This is a genomic window from Enterococcus sp. DIV1283b, from assembly GCF_051710965.1.
Classification (GTDB): Bacteria; Bacillota; Bacilli; order Lactobacillales; family Enterococcaceae; genus Enterococcus_B; species Enterococcus_B lactis.
The window spans coordinates 168,542-193,443 of the sequence record NZ_JBIOLR010000002.1 but is presented as its reverse complement, the minus strand read 5'-3'; the positions used below and the strand labels follow the sequence as shown (position 1 = coordinate 193,443).

Annotated in this window: 13 protein-coding genes and 4 pseudogenes; 13 read left to right on the top strand and 4 right to left on the bottom strand. The window is 29.6% G+C overall.

Annotation, left to right across the window (positions count from 1 at the left end; genetic code table 11):
- From IGJ53_RS15180 to tnpA (IGJ53_RS15160), 5 genes and pseudogenes are all read left to right on the top strand, one after another.
- Entirely contained in the window at window positions 1–207 is a 207-nt protein-coding gene (locus IGJ53_RS15180; protein ID WP_201064761.1) for a hypothetical protein, read from the top strand.
- 15 nt (window positions 208–222) lie between these two features.
- Complete coding sequence (locus tag IGJ53_RS15175; protein WP_438750672.1) at window positions 223–2,238, top strand: BspA family leucine-rich repeat surface protein; 2,016 nt, start codon at window positions 223–225, stop codon at window positions 2,236–2,238.
- Between the two features lie 128 nt (window positions 2,239–2,366).
- Complete coding sequence (locus tag IGJ53_RS15170) at window positions 2,367–2,777, top strand: Ohr family peroxiredoxin (protein WP_201065566.1); 411 nt, start codon at window positions 2,367–2,369, stop codon at window positions 2,775–2,777.
- A 157-nt stretch (window positions 2,778–2,934) separates the two neighbouring features.
- On the top strand, window positions 2,935–9,672 hold the full coding sequence (locus IGJ53_RS15165) for a G5 domain-containing protein (RefSeq protein WP_438750669.1): 6,738 nt from the start codon (window positions 2,935–2,937) through the stop codon (window positions 9,670–9,672).
- 189 nt (window positions 9,673–9,861) lie between these two features.
- Window positions 9,862–10,300, top strand: a pseudogene (tnpA, locus tag IGJ53_RS15160) (IS200/IS605 family transposase).
- 719 nt (window positions 10,301–11,019) lie between these two features.
- On the opposite strand, the gene IGJ53_RS15155 reads toward tnpA (IGJ53_RS15160), so the two are convergent.
- Window positions 11,020–11,637, bottom strand: coding sequence for a DUF3862 domain-containing protein (locus IGJ53_RS15155; protein ID WP_201065478.1), 618 nt, complete (start codon window positions 11,635–11,637; stop codon window positions 11,020–11,022).
- A gap of 315 nt (window positions 11,638–11,952) precedes the next feature.
- Between IGJ53_RS15155 and IGJ53_RS15150 the strand changes: the two genes are divergently transcribed.
- Complete coding sequence (locus IGJ53_RS15150) at window positions 11,953–13,332, top strand: FAD-dependent oxidoreductase (RefSeq protein WP_201107072.1); 1,380 nt, start codon at window positions 11,953–11,955, stop codon at window positions 13,330–13,332.
- A gap of 413 nt (window positions 13,333–13,745) precedes the next feature.
- Here IGJ53_RS15150 and IGJ53_RS15145 read toward each other — a convergent pair.
- A pseudogene (locus IGJ53_RS15145) lies at window positions 13,746–14,134 on the bottom strand (glycoside hydrolase family 73 protein); the annotation flags it as partial.
- 550 nt (window positions 14,135–14,684) lie between these two features.
- Between IGJ53_RS15145 and IGJ53_RS15140 the strand changes: the two are divergent.
- The 5 genes and pseudogenes from IGJ53_RS15140 to IGJ53_RS15120 all read left to right on the top strand — a co-directional run bounded on the left by IGJ53_RS15140 (window position 14,685) and on the right by IGJ53_RS15120 (window position 20,039).
- Entirely contained in the window at window positions 14,685–15,098 is a 414-nt protein-coding gene (locus IGJ53_RS15140; protein ID WP_201065365.1) for a hypothetical protein, read from the top strand.
- Between the two features lie 899 nt (window positions 15,099–15,997).
- Window positions 15,998–16,696 (top strand): helix-turn-helix domain-containing protein, encoded by a 699-nt coding sequence (locus IGJ53_RS15135; protein WP_438750666.1) that lies wholly within the window; start codon window positions 15,998–16,000, stop codon window positions 16,694–16,696.
- Window positions 16,697–16,753: 57 nt separating this feature from the next.
- Window positions 16,754–17,512, top strand: coding sequence for a hypothetical protein (locus tag IGJ53_RS15130; RefSeq protein ID WP_438750664.1), 759 nt, complete (start codon window positions 16,754–16,756; stop codon window positions 17,510–17,512).
- A 672-nt stretch (window positions 17,513–18,184) separates the two neighbouring features.
- Window positions 18,185–18,409: pseudogene (gene tnpA, locus IGJ53_RS15125) on the top strand (IS200/IS605 family transposase); the annotation flags it as partial.
- Window positions 18,410–19,406: 997 nt separating this feature from the next.
- The gene (locus IGJ53_RS15120; protein ID WP_201065361.1) at window positions 19,407–20,039 is read left to right on the top strand and encodes a uracil-DNA glycosylase; all 633 of its coding nucleotides are present in this window, start codon (window positions 19,407–19,409) and stop codon (window positions 20,037–20,039) included.
- Window positions 20,040–20,190: 151 nt separating this feature from the next.
- Here the strand turns inward: IGJ53_RS15120 and IGJ53_RS15115 are convergent.
- Both IGJ53_RS15115 and IGJ53_RS15110 read right to left on the bottom strand, forming a co-directional pair.
- Window positions 20,191–20,340 (bottom strand): annotated as a pseudogene (locus IGJ53_RS15115) (IS5/IS1182 family transposase); the annotation flags it as partial.
- A gap of 1,923 nt (window positions 20,341–22,263) precedes the next feature.
- Window positions 22,264–22,407, bottom strand: coding sequence for a hypothetical protein (locus IGJ53_RS15110; RefSeq protein WP_201065359.1), 144 nt, complete (start codon window positions 22,405–22,407; stop codon window positions 22,264–22,266).
- Between the two features lie 158 nt (window positions 22,408–22,565).
- Here IGJ53_RS15110 and IGJ53_RS15105 point away from each other — a divergent pair, with 158 nt between their 5' ends.
- Both IGJ53_RS15105 and IGJ53_RS15100 read left to right on the top strand, forming a co-directional pair.
- The gene (locus tag IGJ53_RS15105; protein ID WP_259742142.1) at window positions 22,566–24,209 is read left to right on the top strand and encodes a hypothetical protein; all 1,644 of its coding nucleotides are present in this window, start codon (window positions 22,566–22,568) and stop codon (window positions 24,207–24,209) included.
- A 119-nt stretch (window positions 24,210–24,328) separates the two neighbouring features.
- The gene (locus tag IGJ53_RS15100; RefSeq protein WP_438750683.1) at window positions 24,329–24,781 is read left to right on the top strand and encodes a phosphatidylglycerol lysyltransferase domain-containing protein; all 453 of its coding nucleotides are present in this window, start codon (window positions 24,329–24,331) and stop codon (window positions 24,779–24,781) included.
- The last annotated feature ends 121 nt before the right edge of the window (window positions 24,782–24,902 follow it).

Here is a 24,902-nt window from a genome sequence, read left to right as displayed (position 1 = left end):
ATGTATCTATTACCTATCAGTTATATCATTATCGGTTTTATTTTCTTTGTAGGTAGTATTGCTTTATTTTTAATGGATTATAAAACTGTATTGATGAATAAAGGGAAGAAAAGCTATCTGTTCTTAAATGTTTCTTCGATTATTTTATCTCTATTATTATTCCTTTTGGGAATTATCTACGTGGTAATAATCAATAATCAATTATAGAAAGGAGAAAATCAAATGTTGAAAAGGAAATATATGTTAGTTGGATTAAGTACGATGACCATTTTGAATCTTTTGTCTTTTCATACAAGAACTACACAAGCAGAAGAATTGTTAGCTGCATATAGTAGTACAGAAGATTCCACAATGTCTTCTACTTCATCCGAAGAAAAACCTACGGTTGATTCTTCAACGACTACAGATTCTTCGACAGAAGAATCAGAAACAGAATCATCAACTCAAGATTCTACAACAGATACCAGTGTCGTACAAGAAACTACAGATGAAACAAAAGTATCAGAACAGACAATAAAAGAAAACAAAGATGCCACTCAAAATAGTCGAGTAGCTAATTTTAACCTAAGCGATTGGCAATATACAGAAACTGCAGATACTATTACTCTTAATAAATATACTGGAACTAGTAGTGATATAACTATTCCCGCAGAAAGTAATAATAAACAAGTTGTTATTCCTAGTATCCAAGCAATTCAATTGCCTAGCACTATGACAAATCTTTCATTTCAAGCAAAAAATAATAGACAAGTCATTGTGAATTCTTCAGATATGTCTGTTGTTTTTCAAAATAATAAAGTAATTGAAAATGTTGATTTTTCTGGGTTAAATATGGATAATATTACAGATATAAATTTTATATTTTCTGGCTGTTCTAACTTACAAACTGTCGATTTTGGGAGCAATACATTACCCCAAGTGACTGATATAACTGCTATGTTTCAAAACTGTTCTAACTTAATTAATGTATTGGGATCATGGACGTTAGATTCTGTGAGAAAAATGGAAAACGTATTTTTGAATTGTACCCTTTTAAAAAATGTGGATGTTAGTAGGTGGAATTTAAAGCAAGTTTCCAGTTTGGCACAGTTATTCTCTAATTGTAATAATCTTCAAAAGCTTGATACATCCAGTTGGGACACCTCTAATATTACTAATTTATACTGTACATTTCAAAATTGTGTTAATTTAGCTAATATAGATGTATCTAATTGGAATGTAGCAAAAGTTACTAATGTGACTAATTTATTTACTGATTGTCGATCAATTAACACATTAGATATGAGTAACTGGCACTTCAGTCAGACAATTAATCTAGATGGATGGTTCTATACTTCAAGATTTGGATTTCGGTTAATGATAATTACGGAAGATCCTCAAATTCTAAATTATGATTATGAATCTGATTGGCGTTTTCCTTATGGTCCATATCTAAATCCTAATGGTGGGACGTTAGGAACAAATATTCCCTATAATAACGAATATGGTAAGTATTGCTATTTAGGTTCTCCAGCTATTCGTCCAGATGATCCAAGAATACAAGATAGTACATTCAAACAAAAATTCTCTGAAGTTATAAATAGTATTCCCACTCGTAAAGACTATGCGTTTACACAATGGAATGTGAGTGGGACACCATTGGAAAATGCAAATACATTCAGAGATCTATTTGATACTACCTATACGGCTCAATGGGTAAGTTCTAAATATAGTACTTCGGTAGATAATACGGTTTTGACTACTAGTGCTAATCTTGCTTTTGCCTATATTCCAACACGTTTTACAACAGCAGCTACACCTATAAATAATTATGGAAATCAGGAAATTCCGTTGCTAAAAACAGAAACATTTAATATTGGAATAAAAGATCGTACACGTACTAATAAATCTTGGTCCGTGACAGCACAATTAACGTGGGACAATCCACAATTAAAAGACACGTATATTCAAACCTATAATCCTGGTGGTGCAACGAATCAAAATATTAGTACAGGTTCTTCCACTTATGATCCAACAAAAGATTTGGTTGTGAATCAAGATGGCGTAAATGGCATGTCTGATGTAAAAATTAGTACTTCTTCCCCAATTCCAATCATGGAAAGTAATAGTCAAACTAATAAAAATGCCGTCTATGACTATGGATTAGGAGAGGCAAAACTGGTTATTCCGGAAACACAAAATATTCAAGTTGGTTCTTATACTGGAAATGTGGAATGGAATTTAATCTCCGCTCCTTAGATGGTTATTTATTTTATGTATTTAAACATTATTAAAAACATATAAATTAAAAAATTTATATGAAATTTTGTATTAAGTTTAATAGTGTTTTACTTTATATAAGATAATTTTTGAGGAGGTAGAAGATATTGTCTAAAATTTATGAAGCGATAATTTCTAATAATGGAGGAAGAATTGGGGAAGTCTATTCTCCTGATGAAAGTTTTATGTATAGAGTAGTTTCTCCAACTTCCAACGTAAAAAATGCTACTAATCCGGAAGAACTATTTGCAGCTGCATATAGTTCTTGTTTTAATGGTGCTTTAGAATTAATACTGTCAAAAAGAGGTCTAATGAATAAGAGTATTGTTACAGCTAAGGTTTCATTGAATGAAAATGAAAAAGAAAGTTATAGTATATCAGTTGTTTTAGAGATTTTGATTGAAGGTCTATCAAAAGAATTAGCTATGGAAGTAATAACAGAAGCTGATTTAGTCTGCCCTTATTCTAAAGCTATTAGAGGAAATGTAGATAAGGAAATTAAACTAGTAAATAAATAGTAAAAAAAAATTCTCTACACTATTTAATTTCAAATAGCTAGTGTAGAGAATTTTTTGTTATAAACTTTAACTTTAAAAAAAAGAAAAATATAGTAATAAAAAAATATATAATTTCTTTAATAGATTAAACTATAAATAATAAGTAAGGAGATTAAAAATGAATAGGAATAAGTATAAGAGTGGCGAAAAAAAAGTAAAATACTCTTTAAGAAAATTGTCTCAGGGTGTGTTTTCAGTTGCTATAGGGTCTGCATTATTTTATAGTGTTCCAATTATCAACAATGTTCACGCAGATGCTATTCCAAACGCTAATAAAGTAACATATGGATTACAAAATAAAGATAGTAATTTAGCTAAGATTCAACTCATCCCCATTCTAAAATCTGAGTTGAATAATAATGAAAAATCTAATATTACTAAGAATTTATCCAAGATAACTGTAAATAAAGATCAAAAATACTATTTAGTTTATCAAAAGAACTCACAAAACATTTTACCGAAAACTAATGAAGTAGAATCATCAATAAATTATTTATTTATAGGATCTAGTATTGTTTTAGCAAGTTGGATCTTACTTTCTAAAAAAGCAAAGAAATATAAATTTTTATTCAGTGTACTTTTACTTAATTCATTTAGTGGTGTACAGGTATTAGGTCTGAATATAGGGAATGATCCATTTTTAAGTAGATATAATCAAACTATAGAAGTTCCTGTAGGAAGTTCTTTTTCTAATATTGATGTAAATATTCCTGGATATGAATTTTTAGGCTGTATACCTGTTGAAAATTATTCAGGAAACAATGATACATTAACAACTAATATTGGTAACAAAAATTCAGAAGAAGCAAAGATTAAAGAATTAAGAAATCCTTTATCAACAGAAAAGGAAGAAGCGGTTACAGAGACAATACCTTATACTACTAAGACGGTAGATAACCCTGATTTGGAAGAGGGAACAACGAGGGTGCAGACACCAGGAGAAAATGGGATACGCACAATAGTATACCGAGTCACGTATGATGGGGCAGGAAAAGAAGTAGGAAGAGTAGAAATAAGCAATACGATCACGAAAGCGGCAGTAGAGGAAGTGATTGAACGAGGGACGAAACCGAAAGTAACCACGACAGAAAAGGAAGAAGCGGTTACAGAGACAATACCTTATACTACTAAGACGGTAGATAACCCTGATTTGGAAGAGGGAACAACGAGGGTGCAGACACCAGGAGAAAATGAGATACGCACAATAGTATACCGAGTCACGTATGATGGGGCAGGAAAAGAAGTAGGAAGAGTAGAAATAAGCAATACGATCACGAAAGCGGCAGTAGAGGAAGTGATTGAACGAGGGACGAAACCGAAAGTAACCACGACAGAAAAGGAAGAAGCGGTTACAGAGACAATACCTTATACTACTAAGACAGTAGATAACCCTGATTTGGAAGAGGGAACAACGAGGGTGCAGACACCAGGAGAAAATGGGATACGCACAATAGTATACCGAGTCACGTATGATGGGGCAGGAAAAGAAGTAGGAAGAGTAGAAATAAGCAATACGATCACGAAAGCGGCAGTAGAGGAAGTGATTGAACGAGGGACGAAACCGAAAGTAACCACGACAGAAAAGGAAGAAGCGGTTACAGAGACAATACCTTATACTACTAAGACGGTAGATAACCCTGATTTGGAAGAGGGAACAACGAGGGTGCAGACACCAGGAGAAAATGGGATACGCACAATAGTATACCGAGTCACGTATGATGGGGCAGGAAAAGAAGTAGGAAGAGTAGAAATAAGCAATACGATCACGAAAGCGGCAGTAGAGGAAGTGATTGAACGAGGGACGAAACCGAAAGTAACCACGACAGAAAAGGAAGAAGCGGTTACAGAGACAATACCTTATACTACTAAGACGGTAGATAACCCTGATTTGGAAGAGGGAACAACGAGGGTGCAGACACCAGGAGAAAATGGGATACGCACAATAGTATACCGAGTCACGTATGATGGGGCAGGAAAAGAAGTAGGAAGAGTAGAAATAAGCAATACGATCACGAAAGCGGCAGTAGAGGAAGTGATTGAACGAGGGACGAAACCGAAAGTAACCACGACAGAAAAGGAAGAAGCGGTTACAGAGACAATACCTTATACTACTAAGACAGTAGATAACCCTGATTTGGAAGAGGGAACAACGAGGGTGCAGACACCAGGAGAAAATGGGATACGCACAATAGTATACCGAGTCACGTATGATGGGGCAGGAAAAGAAGTAGGAAGAGTAGAAATAAGCAATACGATCACGAAAGCGGCAGTAGAGGAAGTGATTGAACGAGGGACGAAACCGAAAGTAACCACGACAGAAAAGGAAGAAGCGGTTACAGAGACAATACCTTATACTACTAAGACGGTAGATAACCCTGATTTGGAAGAGGGAACAACGAGGGTGCAGACACCAGGAGAAAATGGGATACGCACAATAGTATACCGAGTCACGTATGATGGGGCAGGAAAAGAAGTAGGAAGAGTAGAAATAAGCAATACGATCACGAAAGCGGCAGTAGAGGAAGTGATTGAACGAGGGACGAAGATAAAAGTTAATAAAGATAAACTAATTCAACTTATAAATGAAGCTGAGAGTCACAATTCTAATATGTATACTTTTAGTAGTTGGAACAATCTTCAAAAAATACTACTTCAAGCAAAAGATGTAGTATCTGATAAAAATGTTACTCAGAATCAAGTTGATCAAGTAACTAGCGATCTTCAGAACGCATTAAATAATTTAGAAGTCCTTAAAACAGCTCCTACTGTTACGGTGAATAATATATACAAAGACATTAATAATAGAAGTGTGAATGTCACTTACAGTGTAACTGATCCCCAACATTCTATACAGAATATAAAAGTTAATGTGTATAAAAATAAAAATTTGGAACAAACGAAGGATTTAAATTTACAAAATTATACTGTTACTTTTAGTGGTTTGAACTATAACACAGAATATAATATTGAGACAATAATAACCTATAATATAGGTACTGAACATAATACTATTCAAATATTACCTCCAAAAACAACATTTGATCTTTTACCAAAGAAAATAGAATTAAAAAATATAAAAAATGTAAATCTGTATGAACTTAGGGATAAAAAACTAAATAGGGTCATAGGACTAACTGATATTCCATCAAATCTACAGAATTATTTAGTTAAAGTAAGTACTGAACATGATAAGGATATTCTATTGCCGGTCTCTTCCTTTATAGAAATTCCTAGTCAGAACAAATATAAAGTAACTATTTCTTATCCAGAATTAGTAACTTATGATCCACAAAATAATATTTTTAAGAATAATTATAGTTTTTTAATTGATAAAATAATACCAGAGAGTGGAGTATATACAAATTTTAAAGATCTTGTTAATGCTATTAATACAAATCCATCTGGCAACTTTATAATAGGATCAAATCTTTCTGCCAATGATGTGCGAAACAATTCAAGTTCGTATATTACTAGCAATTTTACAGGAACATTATCTAGTAAAGCAGGAAATATTTTTAGTATTTATAATTTAGAAAAACCATTATTTGACTCAGTTACTCATGGAACTATTAATAATATCAAGTTGGTAGATGTAGATATTTCTAGAAATTATGGGAACGTCGGATCTCTGGCAAGAACGGTTATTGAGGGAACGATTGATAATGTTCATGTAATAGGAAATATTTCTTCTGGTTATTCTACTGGAGGCGTGATTTATAATGCTACTCAAAGATCACGAATAACTAATATTTCATATTCTGGCAATATTTCTATCAAAGGAAATAACTATCATTATGTAGGAGGGTTAATAGGTTTTCTTGATAATAATTCTGTTTTAGACAAATCATATGCTAATATAGTTATTAATGTAATTGCTAATACAACGAATGAAGACGTAGGGGGGCTAGTAGGGCAAGCAAATAATAATAGTTTTATAAGAAAATCATATGTTAAAGGAAAAATTAACAGTGTAGGACAAGCACTACGTGTAGGAGGAGTACTTGGAAGTGCTTGGTGGTATGGACATTTAGAAAATGTTATTAGCTTTGTATCGGTTGCTGCAGGTAATATTATTCATGGAGATACAAATTATACTAATCCACCATTTCAGAATGTATTTTATGTAGAACATAGTGCTACAGGTAATCCATACAATGTTGGTACAACATCTATTACTATAGATAGAGCCAAAGAACTAATTAATTTGTGGGGAATTAGTGAGCCAGATAATACTGTAATTGATTCTAAAATAGATTATAGTGTGTTAACTGGATTTCAATCTAGTAGAGAAGTAGCATACCATAACATAGAAAAAATGTTACCTTTTTATGATAGATATACTATCATCAGGTACGGAAATCTAGTAGATTTAAATAGTAAAATTTATAAAACAAGATTACTATCAATTTTACCTTTAAGTAATGGAAAAATTACTGCTAATATATTTGCAAATAAAGATAATATCAATCAATTATTATTTTATTACGCAGATGGAACAATTGAAAAAATTCAGGTTACTTCAGATAATCAATTTTTAAATACCAAAATTAATGAATTTACTCTATCAAATGGATTGCTTTATACTCCAATGCAATTTGAAAATGATTATTCAGAGATAATTAGTCAAGTTCAATCAAAATTTGATTCAATTAATTTATTGTCTAAGGAAATATTGACTAAATTAGGATTGCTATGGACAGATACGGAGTTAATAATTGCAGAAAATAATGCAATCAATGATTACAGAAACCAACATCCTGGCGTTAAAATTTCACCCGATAAAGAACAGGAATTGAAAAATCAGGCAAAAAATAATTTAGAGAATGAAAAATATAATCAGATTAGAGATATGTATCTTACTAATTCATTTTCAAATGTTAAGAATAATATTGTCCAACATTTAATAGGATTATTAACTAATGGAACAGTTTTAGATCTGGATTCTACACACTCTATGGCAATTAAACAAGCAATAGTTGATAAGATTGAAAGTCATTCTTTAGAAATTTTACTTGGTTTGTCATATATCGATCGTTTATATGATATTGACTTTGGAACTACAAATATAAAAAATATAATAATGTATCGCCCAGATTTCTACGGTAATTATGTAGATCCTTTAGATTGGATCATTTCTTTGGGAAATATGGGATATGAAAGTTTAAAAGTTAAAAATAACTATAACACCTACACTAGTCAAATGTCTTATGTAACAGGGATATCTAATTTAATTGATTTCTTAGATAAAAATAGACAGTTATTTTCTCCAGAAATGGATGAAAATACATGGTTTAAATCAGCAACTAAAGCATATATATGTGAAACTACTTCTAAAGAAGTTCCTAATGCAATTGTTCAAATATATCCTAGATTAAAAGGAATATATCGACAAGAATATAAAAACTTTATATTACCATTGCTAAATTTGAAAAGTGATGATGTCTTTATCATTACTAATATGTCTACGATAACATTTGGATTATATGAACGATATATTGATGAAGCCTTTAAAAGCACCCCATCTGTATATGAGCAAAAAGTAAAAGAATTTCACAATGTAATTAATAAATTTGCTAACATGTATGCTGTCTATTACGATACTTGGTATAGAATTGTTGATAATAATGTGAAAAATCAATTATTGACTCGAGATATACCTGTATGGGATGGATATTGGATTATTGATAATACTCAGAGTGGCTATTGGAAAAATAGATGGGTATCTAAATATGATGAAACCATTCCTGCTATGACTGAGTTTTTTGGAGCTATTGGGAAATGGTATGCACCAAATGGATCAGGGGCATATGCAAATGGAAATCTAGTTCATTTTGTGGTAGATGCTGTGGTAACAGAGTACGGAACATCTACTTTAACTCATGAAATGACTCATAATTTTGACGGTGGAATTTATTTAAATGGATTTGGCCGCAGAGAAGGACAAGGTGCAGAAAATTTTGCTATGGGATTATTACAGGTACCATCTAATTCTTCAAATAAAATATATGGGTTAAATCAGATTTATGATTGGGAAAATAAAGAAAATAGAGTTCACAATGCAACGCCTTCTGAATTTATTAATGATCGAAGTCTACAAAAATATATGCACGGAGTATTTGATGTAACGTATTTATTAGATTATGCTGAAGCAGAGGCAAGTTTGGAAAGGACAAAGGATGATAAGAAGTTACTGTATAGAAAGCTAACTTTTGATTCTACAAATGGAACAGACAGAGTAGTAGTATTCACTGATAATGAATGGAATAATATGCAAATGGTAGATATCAATGATTTAATAGATAACAATGTGATTTCTAAACGTTATTACAACAATGCATCAGTAGGAAGAAACAATTATTATACTATATCTTTATTTGCCCCTATATATGCAGGAATAGAAAATCGGGATGGAACTATGGGAGGAATTGTATTTAGAAAAACTGCTTTTGAATTGTTAGCATCTAATGGTTGGGATAATGGATTTGTAGCTTATGCATCTAATCAGTATAGAGATCAAGCTATTCGTGAAGGACAAACATTTTCAGATAGTTATATATTCAATAAAATATTTAATGGTAAATATTCTAGCTATGCAGAATTTAAAAAAGAAATGTTTAAAGAAAGAATTGATAAGAAAGACAAAATTAAAAGTATAACTATTCGATGGAAAGGGCAAGATATTAATATTGATTCTTATGAAACAATGTTAAATCTGTTTAGGGAAGCTGTATCTTTAGATATATCATTGATTAAAAACAATAGAAACGAACATTTTATAGATGACTTAAAAAGTGAAATATTTAAGCAATATCAGTTTTCTACAAATGACTTTTCTAATTCTATTTTTAATATATGATTTGTAGTAGATTAAGCTAATTCATAAATAATTCACATTCAATAAATAAAATGGTTTTTTTGTCAGTAATGACTGATGATTTATTTAAGATCAAATCTGGGTCAGAATGAACCGTATTCTGATCCAGATTTTTTTGTGTTTTGAAAACTACCTGCATAGCAGATAGTTCCGGAAAGCTTCCAGTAAGTTATAAAAAAAGCTACAGAAAGTTTATCACACATAGTTTGGAAATTCATATAGTTTCCGTTCCAAAATATCGCCGCCAAATAATTTATGGCAAATACAACGTAAGTATTGGAGAGGTTATACGTGAATCATGAGAAAGAAAGGGCGTTGAGATTTTAGAAGCATATGCTTGTTCAGATCATATATACATGTTAGTAAGTATCCCACTAAAAATAAAAAGTAGTCTAATGATTTTTGATCAACATGCAGAACACAAATATCGTTATGGAAATGGAAAGTTTGTATGTAGTTGATATTATGTGGAAACATTAAGACAAAACAAGAAAAAATAGCAGAATATATTGGTAATCAATTACGAGAAAACCACGTAGCGAATCAGCTTATATGGGTTGAAGGAGTTGATCCGTTTGCTGACGAAAAAAATGTGAGAAGTAGCGAGTAAATATGGTGCAAGGAGGAACTGATTCGGTAATCCTTTTAGGATTAGGACGATAAAGGAAACTTTCAGCTGCAAAATAAAACATTCATTCACACGAGAGGTTTTGATTGATATTTAACCCTGATTAATTGATTTATCGAAAAGATTATGCCGTTCATATTTTCAAATGATTTAAGGCTGTAAAATTACGTTTAATTGTCTTTATAGAGGAATTCTTCACTTTATTTTTTGTTTTGGAGTAAGAATAGATCATCGCTTTAGTGAAAAGCGGACAAATTTTAAACTGCTTCACATAGTTCTTTCATTTCACAAATTTCGTATTTGTCGGAACATATTGGTAAACTGAAAGTGGGTAGCAGTTATGTAATCATGCTACTTTTTAAGAATTAGCGTAGCCTAAGAAATATCAATTAAAATTCCTATTGCTCCATTTGAGAAAATAAAGCTCATTTTATACTTAGCGAAAGTGTGATAATAAAGTTAATCAACCATCAATATTTTTGCTAGATTAACTCTTATGGTTTAATCATACTAAAGATGATATAAAATGAAAATGGGACTGAATAATCAATTTTGATTTATCAGTCCCATAGATTATAGAGCTATAAAATACAGGATGAAATTTACATTTGATCTTTCCTGTACTTGATGTTCATATCTAAAATATCTAGTAAAGGTAATCAGTTAAAATAAATAGTAAAAGTAAGACTATTGATAGAGGGTTATATTAAACCAACTTCATTTTTTGATGTAGCTATATTGTTGGTAAAAACTATAGTCATATATGATCCTACTGGACCAGTAGTATTTGTATTCCAAGTGATAGTTTGTATTAAATCGTTATTTGGATTTTTATATTCAGACATATCATTTGGCTTTCCAAATTCTTTAACTGCGTTGTTGAAAGTAAAATTATTATTTAGTTTAATATCTGCATATTTTTTTGAAGAAATTAAATTATTCGGATCATATTGAACATATAGTCCAGATACTGATTTATTGATAATCTTATCATTTTGTGTGTTTATAGTTAATTGAGCTCCGACTTCATCTGAATTATTACTTCCCCAAGTATATAGTGTAGACCCACTTCCCGATTGTGTAGTAGAAGATTCAGTATAAACCGGAGTTCCTAATGTTTTTGTAATATCATCTATTGATTCGCCTATATTCACTGTATCATATTTATTTTTTATTTCTTTAGCTGATATAGTTTCTTCTTTTATTACATTCTTAAACTCTTGTTTTTCTTGGTTTCTAGCAACCCAGAAACAAATTCCTAAAACCACCACAATAAAAGCAACAACAGTAGAAACAACTACTAATTTATGTTTTTTCAAAAAAATCTCTCCTTTTATATAAAATACAAAAATAGCTAGTTCATAGTAATGTAACTAATTATTCTTTTAATTAATAATAATGTATTTTTTGAAAAATTTTTTTCAATTTTTTTGTTAGAATTTCGAGAAATTAAATCTAAAAATATAAAAGAATTATATTGTTATTTTTTCAATCTTCTTTTTTTTGTGTTTTTAATATTATGTATAATTAAATAAAAAAACAAATTTATGATATCAAATCTTTGATTTATAAAGTGAATAGTGTTAAATTCATTTTTGTTTATAATAAATATAAATAAAGGAGTTGCAATATGTATGATAAGAAAACGAATAATTATTGTAGGTGCATCTCATGGAGGGCATCAATCGATCTTGGAACTATTGACACGATATGGTGAAAATGTAGATATCACGCTATTTGAAGCAGGAGACTATGTTTCCTTCATGTCATGCGGTATGGAGCTGTATCTAGAAGACAAGGTAACAGATGTAAATGATGTACGTAATTTCAGACCAGAAAACTTTCCGCAATCCAATGTTCATATTCTAAATAATCACGAAGTAAAAACGATCAATGCAGATAAAAAAACAGTAACGGTTACTAGTGCATCAGATAACGAAACAAAAGAATATCCTTATGATAAATTGATCTTGAGTTCTGGTGTCAAACCAAATAATTTGCCAGTACCAGGGGCAGATTTAGAAAATGTCTATTTGATGCGTGGATACAATTGGGCAACCAAAATCAAAGAAAAATTAAATGATCCGGCTATTAAAAAAATTGCTGTCGTAGGTGCTGGTTACATTGGGATCGAAGCAGCAGAAGCAAGCCGAAAAGCTGGAAAAGAAGTCGTCTTGCTTGATGTGATCGACAGACCCTTAGGCACATATTTAGATGCTGAAATGACAGACATTTTAGAACAACACCTAAATGAAAACGGTATTGAAGTTTTGACAAACGCCAAAATCGAAGCCTTTACCGGAAACGGAAAAGTGGAAGCAATCAAAACAAGTGAAAAAGAAATCCCAGCAGATCTAGTCATCCAAGCTGCTGGTGTGAAGGCAAATACTGAATGGTTAAAAGGGATCGTCGACTTAGATGAACGTGGCTGGATCCAAACGAATGAATACTTGCAAACGAATCTTCCAGATGTGTATGCAGTAGGAGATGCTACACTTGCTTATTCTATCCCAGCACGCAAAAAAATGCCGATCGCTTTAGCGACTGTTGCACGTAGAGAAGCACGTTATGTAGTAAAACATCTTTTTGAAGAAGTACCAAATAAACCGTTCGGCGGAGTCGTAGGTTCCTCCGCATTAAGTGTCTTCGACTACCATTTTGCAGCAAGTGGATTAAATAGCTTCACTGCAGCAAAAGCAGGAGTAGATGTACGAGTGTCTTATTATGAAGATACGTTACGACCAAAATATGTACCAGAAGAACAAGGAAATCCAAAAGTGTCCATCCAATTATTCTCAGACCCAATGACCCATCAATTGCTAGGAGGAGCAGTATTATCTACCTATGATGTTACAGGTCAAGGAAATGTGTTGGCACTAGCGATCCAAAATAAACTGACTTTAGAAGAACTGGCAGAAGCCGACTTCTTCTTCCAACCAGGTTTTGACCGACAATGGAGCATGTTGAATCTAGCCGCTCAACAAACACTAGGAGAAGAACCATTTGTAGAGTAATTTAAATAATAAATGGTTTTAAATTTATATGAATAGTTGCAAAAAACAATCAAGGTAATATTTGTTAACTTGATTGTTTTTTATTAAAGAAATTTTTGTAAAAAAAGTTGCATTGGAATAGTTTTTTATATATTTGCTATTTTATGGGTAACGTTAATGATGATTTTAATAATCATAGAATTATATTCCTTCATATTTATAGCTCATTGGCGTTAGCCAATCTCTTTCTTTCACACTTAAGATATAGTGATTGTTACCATTTATTTCATTTGGATTGAAACTTAGAACTTCATAGCACCAACCGAATTTTATTGTTAAAGAAGTGATTTCAGATTGCGACATTGTGCAACAATTGTCTCTGCTGTAAGGATTGTGTAAATGGGTAGACAGGCTGTCTATTGTTTGGTGCTCTATGCAGTGTATGCAATACTATCAATGAATGCTTGTTGAGAATTAGCAGATGAATGGGCATAAAAGTGTAGTCAGTATAGTTTTCGAATTCAGGTAAAGATGCTTGATGGATATGTGTCAATGTTTGTCCATCTATCAATTGGTTCGTAAGTTTTTCTGTTTGTGGTTGTTTTGTTGTCCCTGATGTTGATTATTCAGTCGAAACCGTATTTTCGGAGACAGTAGCTGACTGCAATGTACTTTCTGTATCGTCGTTTTCAATTCCTATTTCTGAAGAACCCATTGTCTGGGTTGTTATTGTTTCTGTCGTTTCTTCAGCTAGCACTATTGTGTTGGCACCCGCTAGATTTCCTAAAAGTATAATGCTAAATAATAAATTCTTTGCTTTTATCTTTTTTTCACTTTTATATTTGATGTTTTTTACTAGAATAGAACTTAAGTATTATATCAATACTTTTTTGTTCCTAATAATAATTTATTATGGTCTATGTCTATTTTGTAGGCTAAAAGATATTTTAAAAAATTTGAAATGGATACCACTGTATGGAACGTAATTTTTTAGCACAAAGCCCTCTAAATTGGCATTCTAGTTCACTATTTTTATTTGATTAGCAAAAATATACTATTAATTCTATAGTTTAAATATCTGTAAAAACTATAATAGAACGTGAATTAAGTTTATTAAAAAAATGGTAACTTATATATAATTATATGAAACAAATATGTTTTCCAGGGCATTTACAATTATTAATCTCAATGTATCTAAAATTATTATTTTAAATAATATTTTATAAAATATTATTTTTAATTTAAATAATACTAGATTTTATAATATGAAAATAAAAAAAATAATCAGGAAAAATATTGTATAGTTAATTATATTTAAATACTATGAATTTATTTAATAAAAAATAAGTACTAAATTTAAAGAGGTTTAAATAATGGAATGGATGAATATCGATAAAATTTACAAACTTGTTGTTAATACTCGTCTAGGTGTATTTGGAAAAGAACAGAATAAATTAGTCAAATCTAATATAACTTCAGGTTTAGAAAAAATAAAGGAACTAAAAAGTAATTGTTTGAAAAATGATTTCAGTAAGCAAGGCACTTATACTATAGAGTTATTTGATAATATTTTAGAAACTGAAGCAAAAATATTAAATATAATAGGAATACTTTCGTATGCACAATTTGATAAAAATAATGACTTCAATACGTATCTCTCAAATGATGGTAAGTATGCTTTTAAAGAATATTTAGAGAGTATAGAATATTATGCTACTGACTATTATGAATTAGGAATTCTTCCAAGTTTTTATGTTAAATATGTTCAAGATATTGAATGTAAGTAATATGTTATTAAGTATGACACACTAAATGAGTACATTTTATTTAATGGTCTATTAAAAGAAAAAGTGCATTAATTTTTTTCGATAAACATATAAATTTAAAATAAAAGTATGGAAATAAAAATTTTTTGTATAAGTATCTAAGAATGTAGCAGGATTAATGAATTAATCTAAAAGAATACATTAAAAAAATAAGAGAAGTACGATAATAAGAAAAAGATGGCTAGTTTCCCAATTTTTAATTCTCTTCATTAGATTATCTAACTTCGAACACTGTATTATACAGGATTATAATTCTTTGATTCTATTTTTCTTAAGTAATATACCGAATAATTGCAGAAAAAAGTAGGAAATAACAAATTCTTTGAGTGATTCCAAAAAGTATATATAATAAAATAAGCAAACTAATAAGATTATTCGTTTCAGTTATTTTGTCAGATAGATTTCTCGCTGCTATTTATTTTATTAAGCTATATTTAGTTTGTTTTTAGATTAGTAGTCAAAATAAAATGCTGTTATACAAATAATAAGTTTCAGTAATATATTTGTGTAATTAAACTTTAATAGAAGACTCCTCTATCGTTGATAAAATAGAGGAGTTTTCTATTAAATATTTATTTAAATAAATATATAAGAATTTATGTTAGACCATAGATTGTACATATAAACTTTGACTCTTTTTCAATCAGGACTGAAGAATCAATTATGATTCTTCAGTCCCATAAATTGTAGAGCCTAAATTTTTTGATACAAGAGAAAATGACAAGATATGATGTTTTCTAAAATAGTATTTATTGGTAATTGTGTTTTATAAGTATTGTAATCTTTTTTATTTCCTTTTATCTTTCGAAATTGGTATGGTTGATATGTGGGGGAATTTTTATATAAAAGGGGAGTTTCTAATGATTGAACAATATGTAGAGAAGGATATTTTGAGGCAAATAAAATTGGTAGAATATTTGTTGGATAATGATAAGCTTCGAGTATCTGATTTAGCGAAACATTTTTCGGTTTCTAATCAAACCATCTTTAATGATATAGAGAATATCAATGTGACATTAGAGGGAAAAATGCAGCTAGTTAATCATCATGGGTATGTGTCGTATTTCAAATTAGAAAAAGAGAAAAGCAATTATTCTTTGTTGCGAAGAATGTATAGCGAATCTAAATTTTTACGTATTTGTGCACGATATAGTTTGAACCAAATCAATTATACAGAATTAGAATACCATGAGTTTCTTTCCGTATCGACTATATTCAAGTTGAAAAGAAGAGTAGAAAAGCTATTGGATGAAATGTCTGTTATCCAAGATAAAGAAACTAAAACAGTTCATGAACTGAACTTTCGTTACTTTGTTTTGGCAGTATGGATGCGTTGTGATTTATTAGATGAGTATGTTGATCCAAACTTATGGAATCAATGTCAAGATTTGGTAGAGTTATTCCAAAAGGAATTGGCCAATGAGTTTATGGAGATCGATCATGATTTATTGATGAAAGGGATCTATTTATCGACCGTAAGGATGGAAGCTGGTTATAAACTTCATGTAGAATCACTCTTTTTAACAGCAAAAAAACATCCTTATTTCCAACCAGTTTGAGAGTTATTCCAAAAAGCCTTTCCTAAGAAAGAAATTCCAATAGAGGAAGGGGTATTTTTGACTCTGTTATTGGCTTTGATGCCATTAAATACCTGTAAATATCAAATCAGTCAACTTTTTTATACAAAAGAACAAGAATGGATTCGTACAGTATTTCCAGAAATAGAACAGCTGATTTTATTGTTTGAACAAAAATTTCAGTTACCTTTGAAGGGGAAATTTGAATTTGAATATGCAGTATCCAGCTTTAGTTTGTCCTTAATTTGGAATGCACAATCATTTTTACTGAAAAAGCACGTGTATTTAACACGCGAACAACAATTACTCAAAACACGATTACGTCAGGTAATCTTGGAATGGCAGAAACACTACTATCCTCAAGCGTTTCCTTTAATGGAACGTCCTTTGGATCTCTTTTGTCTACAAGTTTGTCCAACGTTAATGGAAAAACCAAAATACAAGCAGCTGATTCTTGTAATAGCTCGTGATGAAGCCACGCATATTCTTTATCGAGAAAATTTGATGCGTCATATTTATGAAGAAGAATTTGAAGTTGATGATACGATGTATTATACATTGGAATCGATTCCTAATTATTTAAAAGAATCAATTATTCTTTGTGATCGAAATGTTGTAAAAGATTATGTAAAAATACCCCGATTGAAGCATGTGTATTTTCTATCAAACAATCATGTGAATCAAGACTTGAAAATGATTACAGATCAACTCAAGCAACGGCTTTCTGAAAAAAATACCCCTATTGCATCAACAATAGAGGAACATTCTACTAGAAATTCTAATAAACCTAGTAGTTAGATAATAAAAAAGTAATTCGTTTTACGTAAATAATAGTATACTAATTGTATTTTTAAATATGGAACTTATTCTTCATTTTATTATTTGTTAATCTTGGTTCTAGTTTACTACTTTAAAAGCACTACAGATTTCGTCAAAAAATACGAATTAGCTCAAGTAGAAAAAAATTCCTCTATTGTTGATACAATAGAGGAATTTTTTTCTAGAATTTCCATCTAGTAAGCCTAGTAGATATGTGAGAAAAGAATAATCCATTTAATATGAAATTAATAATAACATATAAAATTCAATTTCGACAATATATATTATTATTTTTTTGTTGAAAATATAGAGGATCTATTGTTTAAATTACATTTTTTTTGTAATTATTTATCATTACATATATTGTTTTATTGATAAATATTTGATAATCTTAAATCACTCCAAAAATCATAAGATTATAAGATATTTTCCATAGCATAAGCATATAGGAAGCTCCATATCCCTGAAAACTGCTCTTTTTAGAGTAGTTTTTTTATTATTGTTTTTAGATACAGTTCGAGCTATCGTAGCGTGTGAAACAAAAAACACTTGCTATGCCGTGAGAGGAAATAAAGAATTCTACCAAAAATCCCTACAACTCGTAAAAATATAATTGTTCAGGTCATATTTTTACGAGTTGTAGGGCTAAAAATGGCTAATAAAACAAATAGTTTAGCCCATTACAAAGTGGATGTGTAAATACCATTTGTATTTATACCAAAGTATAGAAGAAAAATAATTTATAATCAATATCTAGCCAGTATTCAGGAGAACATCAAGAGATTGTGCAAATATAAAGGAGTAGAAATAATCGAAGGATATATGATACTAGACCATGTTCATTTGTTATTGATTATTCCATCAAAAATTAATTTTTAAAGTTTTAAGGGATATTTAAAAAGAAAAAGTGCAGGAATGGTTTTCGATAATCTGGATATACAAGAGTGTGCTGCCTAAGGGGGGTAAGGATAGCACTAAGAAATTGCAGTCACTTTTCGTACTAAAATCCAAAAGTGATAGAGCCTTTTAAATAATGGAAAAACTGGAGATAAGATAAAAAAATACACTAAAATATCATTATTAGATATTTTAACGTAGTTATCCGAAACTTAAGATGGTATTTTAGAATTTGATTGATCTGAAATTATGGTAGTAAATGATTGTTATTTTAAAATGACTTATTTATTTGGCTAAGAAAAATTCGTTTTCTTTTTTGCTTACGAGGAAATACGTTAATTATTCCGAAAAGTGAAATTTTAAGTAATAAAACAAATATTAAAAAATAAATAAAATTCGTAGAAAATAGCTCCTATATATTTATTATTTCAGTATAAATCAAAAATTTTTGTGTAAATAAATCAATAGTATTTATATTTATGTTTTTATTTGATTAAGATATATATAATAATAACAAAAAATATAAAATTAAAGCTATATCTATAAATACTATGAATATGCTATTATTTATTTACACCAAACGAATTATTCTTTTATTATCTTATTATTAGGCTTACTAGAATTTCTAGTAAAATGTTCCTCTATTGTTAATGCAATAGAGGGATTTTTTTCAGAAAACTGTTGCTTGAGTTGATCTGTAATCATTTTTCAAATCTTGGTTCATATGATTAAATATACATGCTTCAATCTGGGTATTTCTATTTAATCTTTCACAATATTTCGATCACAAAGAATGGTTGATTCTAACGTATAGTACATCTGATGTATCAAATTTTCTAGATACAGAGTATGTGTAGGTTCGTCACATACTGTTACAAGAAATAGTTGCATATAACAATATGTAATTAAAATTTATATATTGTCGAGGAAACTTTACCATTTATTCATCAAGAAAAAAGAATTTATAGGAGAAAAGATGATTTATCCTACCTCACTGTTAGATAATTTATTTGAAAAAATCAAAAATAAACAATTAGAAGGTTTTTTACCTGGATATGGTAATGAAAATGCTAAAATAATGCTTATAGGAGAAGCTCCTGGAAAGACTGAAGTTATGACGAATATTCCTTTTAGTGGTAAATCTGGAAAAATATTAGACAATTATCTAGAAGGAATAGGTCTATACAGAAAAGACATTTATCTTACCAGTACACTTAGAAGTAGACCATATAAAATAAAATACTGCTCTAAAGGTATAACTTTTCCTAACCGTAAACCCACATCTTATGAGCTAATTACTTTTAGCCCTTTATTAGACTTTGAGATAAAAGAAGTCAATCCCAAAATGATTATTACCTTAGGAGATACAGCTTTAAAAAGAATTTTAAATAAAAAATATAAAATTTCATCCATGCATGGTCAATTATTATACACAAGAATAAAAAAATTAGACTCTAAAAAACAGTTATATACTTATACCAGAAATAATTATTACGTATTTCCATTATTTCATCCTGCTTCTATATTTTATAATCCAAAATTAAAAAATACTATAAGTAATGATTTAAATTATTTAAATATGGTACTTGATCATTTAAATTTAAGATAATATCTAAAATATTTAGATTCTAAAGACAACAGTATCAGTTTTCTCTTTGCTAAGAATTTAGATTAATGTTTTTGTCTATTTTTTATAAAAGATACAGCCAGATAAAGTTATCAATTTTGTAAAATTCATTGTGGCAAAACATACTCAATTATTTCTTTTCTGTTTTATATTTTTCGCGATTGTACACTGTATGGAGTAAATGCTCTGTTTCATCTAAGTAGTCTTCCCAAATGTGTCGGTATATTTCTTTTTGGTGTTTCTGGCTTTTTGTACAATTTTTCAATAATAGACAACTTTTACAAATAAAAGATGTAGATACATATTTTTAATTGTTAATAAGTTTGTTAGCGCAGGTTATTTGTTTGTAACGCAAGGTTACATAGGCAAAGAATAAGTAGAGCACAGTGTAAAGTTTATCTGTCAGGAGTGGTTCTTATGTTGTATGTTGGAATAGATATTGCAATCACAAGAATGACTTATCTGTTATTAATACTGAAGAAAAGATATTTATCCGTCATCTTCAGATCGAAAATAACAGTGAAGGATTTACGAATTTTCAAATGACGCTTGCGAATCTGCAGAAAACAAGACGCAAAGGTAGCTATACTCCGTAATTAAAGAATTTGCCAAAAATCAAAACTTGCGAAAAACAAAAACGATGAAAAAGACACCATGAAGATTACTCGAAAACTACATATCTTGATAAACAACGTTTTACCACCCAACCTTTGATAATTAAGTTGAAGTATTTAATTCGACATACAATCAGATTAAAAGAGTACTGTATTTGAAAAAAATTAAGTTACATCCGCATTTTATATATTCTATTTCTTTTCAGAGCTGTTATCTTCTTTTTGTTCTTCTTTTGCGAAGCACCAATTCTATGTGTAAGCATTCTTAAAAGAATAACCCTCTGCTAGAAAACTAAAAACACTAGTGCTAGCGTTAGAATTTGAAATACTTCAAACCATTGATGTCATTCAGTACCTTACAACTATGCGAGACGCAGCAGATAAGGAAGTTGATCGATTAATAAGTGAAATCGATTCACCTATTTTAACGATTTTTGGTATTGGTTTTAAATAAGGGAGTGTCATTCTAGCCGAATTTTGAGATATTAATAATTTCCGTTCTCCGAATCAATTACTGGTCTATACAGGTGCAGAACCTTCAGTCCCTTCAGTTTCTACTTCTGAAATGAATCAAGACTGAAACTGGTCGAATAATCAAACGAGGTTCTTCTCAATTACGTTAGTCCTTACATAAAGCACTATTTGGTCACCGTCTATGCGCGTTTCTATTTCCAGAAAAAATAGCTGAAGGAAAATACTACAACTCGCACTCAGTCATATTGTTAAAAAGCTGCTGCGGATCATTTACCAACTACTGAAAGATAATAAAACTTATGAAGAGCAGAAAATGATTGTTAACTGACCTTTTCAAAAATTCTCTTTGCCTAAGTTTTTTTGCCATACTTCAAAGCATATCCAAACAACTACGTTATTCAAGCTTTTCATTTTGTGATTGACTTAATATAGTTTGTCTTTCTACCACTTCCTGACGACTGGTTGAATCAAAAAGAGGGAATCCTTACCTCCAAAATTTCTTCATAAATAAATCTAGCACCAACTACTCATTTGATAATAATGATAAATATTTGTTTAAATAAATCATTTTTTCTGAAATGCTTACCCAAATGTGAAAAATCAGGAACTTTATCAATTAAAATAATTCCAAGAAATAAACAATAAGCTGGTCTTGTTTCAACTTCTTTAATGGTCTAATGTATTGAACGAATATATATTTTTTCTCGAAACTAAGTCTTTTCTTTAATTGTAACAAAAAACTGTAGGCAAAGAAAAAATTTCTTTGCCTACAGTCTAAAACTGATCTGTTTAGAACAGTTTTTTAGAGGTACGACGTTTCTTATATGATAATATAACAAACTTGCATACTTTATTTTGGAGTAAATCAATAATATCAAATATCGATACATAACACAATTATTCTTTTAGCAAACACATATATATAAAATGTTATTTTATAACATTTAACAAACATTTTTAATAACTAAAAAATGTAAGTATATATGTAGTTTTTTATATATTTTCAATGTACCATTTACTTTTCTATAATTGTTTTTCAACATGGAATAAAATATAGACAAAATAGTGACACTACTATTATTAAATTAATTGATTAATTCTTTTAAATAATTAGGAGTCTATTCTAACGTGTAGTACATCATATAATCAACTTCAAATTTTTCTTCAAATAATAAAATCAGTTGTTCCACTTCTGGTAATACTGTACAAATCAATTCTTGTTCTTTTGTATAAGAAAGTTTATTACAGGTATTTAATGGCATCAAAGCCAATAACAGAGTCAAGAATGACAGATATCAGACGTAACAGTTACTTTTTATGTTTCGATGTTTATGACGAATAAAAAAGATCAAATAACATAAATGTCTAATATTTGTTAACATTAATTATAAATAGAAATAGAAGGAGGAATAGTAACATTTTGAAAATAAATAAAAAAATAGTATTACTTACTTTACTTGTAGTTATTGCTAGTCTTTATTCTTTTTTATTTTTTAAAAATGCACAAAAAATCTCAACAACGGGGGATCTATCCTTTCATTTTTCTAGAATAAAAGGATTAACATCTGTATTATCAGGTCCGGTAAACTTTAGTACATTTAATAATTATGGTGGAGGAGTAAATTTCTTTTATCCTTATCTCACATTATTTCCAGCTGTAATTTTTTATTGGGTTACAAATAACTTGATTTTAAGCTATATTTTGTATGTTTGGGTTCTTAATGTTTGTACAATCGTGGTAATCTATCATTATGGAAAAAATTTTTTCAAAAGCATAGACGCTGCTTTTATGTTCAGCTGCCTATATAGTTTTTACGGTTATCGTTTAATTGATATATATCAGCGTTCAGCAATATCAGAAGCAATTGCTTTGACAATTATCCCAGTCGTTTTGTACTACACATACTGCCTTATTTTTGAAAAGAAAAATTGTGTGATTTGTTTAGCTATTAGTATGAGTTTACTCATTTATACTCACGTTATTTCTACTTTCTTGAGTGTGTTTGTTATAGGAAGTATATTCATAGGAACCATTATTTCTAATATAAAAGATAAAAAAGCAATTTTTTATTTAATAATAAGTATGTTAAAAGCTATCAGTTGGACAATTCTGTTAACTGCTTATGTTTGGTATCCTATGTTACAGCAAGTATTATACCAAAAAATTAATCGACCTTTTACTACAAATCTTCAAAAAAGAGCATTAGACTTATCTGAAAGCTTAATTGGTTCGATAAATAATGATCTAACAACATTCACTATGGGATCAATTGGAATGATATCATTGATTCTCCCAATTTTCTTTTTTAAGAAATTTGGTATGAAAGAAAAAGTCATTTATTTTTTTACAATAATTACTTGGTTCTTATCAACTAATCTTTTTCCGTGGAAAGTTTTACAAAAAACACCTTTTCTGTTGATACAATTCCCTTGGAGAATTCTGGGATTGCAAGTATTATTTGGTTCATTGATTTTAACTTTAGTATTTTCTAAATGGAGAATGGATAGGAGAAACAGTATATATAGTATTGTAGGAATACTTATTTTGCTTTTTGTTGTAACTATGGCAACGGAAATAAACTATTCACAAAAAATTGAATCGTATAAAGGTAATTTGATTATGACAAAAAAAGATGTTACCCGTTATACTACCTCATGTACTGTAGGACTTTATGATTATGCTCCATTAAATGCATTGAAATATAAACAACATTTAAAAAAACATGAAGTGAAAATTGGAAACAAATGGGAAAAGTCAACTTATAAAGTTTACAATTCAAAAATAGTATATGTAGTAGAAGGCGCTGAGGACTTAAAAGTCACATTACCAGTATTTAATTATTGGGGAACAGTCGTAAAAATAAATGGAAAAAAAACAAATTTAGAAAATGACAATGGTTTAGTATCTATTAAAAGTAATAGAGGATTAAATATAGTTGAAGTTTCATCAACTTATCCAATAACAATGATTTTATCTTTATTCATAAGCTTAGGAACTCTATTATTCTTGTTTGTACGTTATTTATTTTATAAAGTAAAACTATTGCATAAAGAAGATTATTAGATTATATTAACAAAACTAAAGCAAAAAAGCTCTTTGGAAAATTTGGAGGAAATTATTTATCCTATCTTATCTATTTAAAAGACAATTATTTTATCCTTGAGTAAGATTTAGAAGTTGGTATTATATTTCAAGAATATGAGCACAATATCTTTATTTTAGGATATCCAATTGGGAATTCAAAAAACATATTTGAGTTTCTAAATAGACTCTTAATTATGGCAGAAATAAAAGGAAAATATCTTATTTTTTATCAAGCATCTATAAGGTTTTTTAATTATTACAATGAATTAAATTTTAGTATGTTTAAATTAGGTGAAGAAGGAGTAATTGACTTAAAAAATTGGTCGTTATCAGGAAAAAGCAAAGGAGGATTTCGATCGACTTGGAATCAAGCAGACAAACTGGGATATAAATTTGAAACAATTGATCCTCCATTTGATAGTTATGTCTATCAGGAATTAGAAGATATTTCGAATGAGTCGTTAGCTGAACGATCAGAAATGACATTTTCTGTAGGAAAATATGCGGAATACTATAAATCACTCCTCTATAGGAGTGATAAAAGAAGGTAGTAGGATCATCGGTTTTGTGTCTCTTATGCCGACTAATAACAGCACATACCATATCTGTTGATTTGATTCGTTGGAAAGAAAATTCAAATATTGTCATGATGGATATACTTTATCTTAAAAT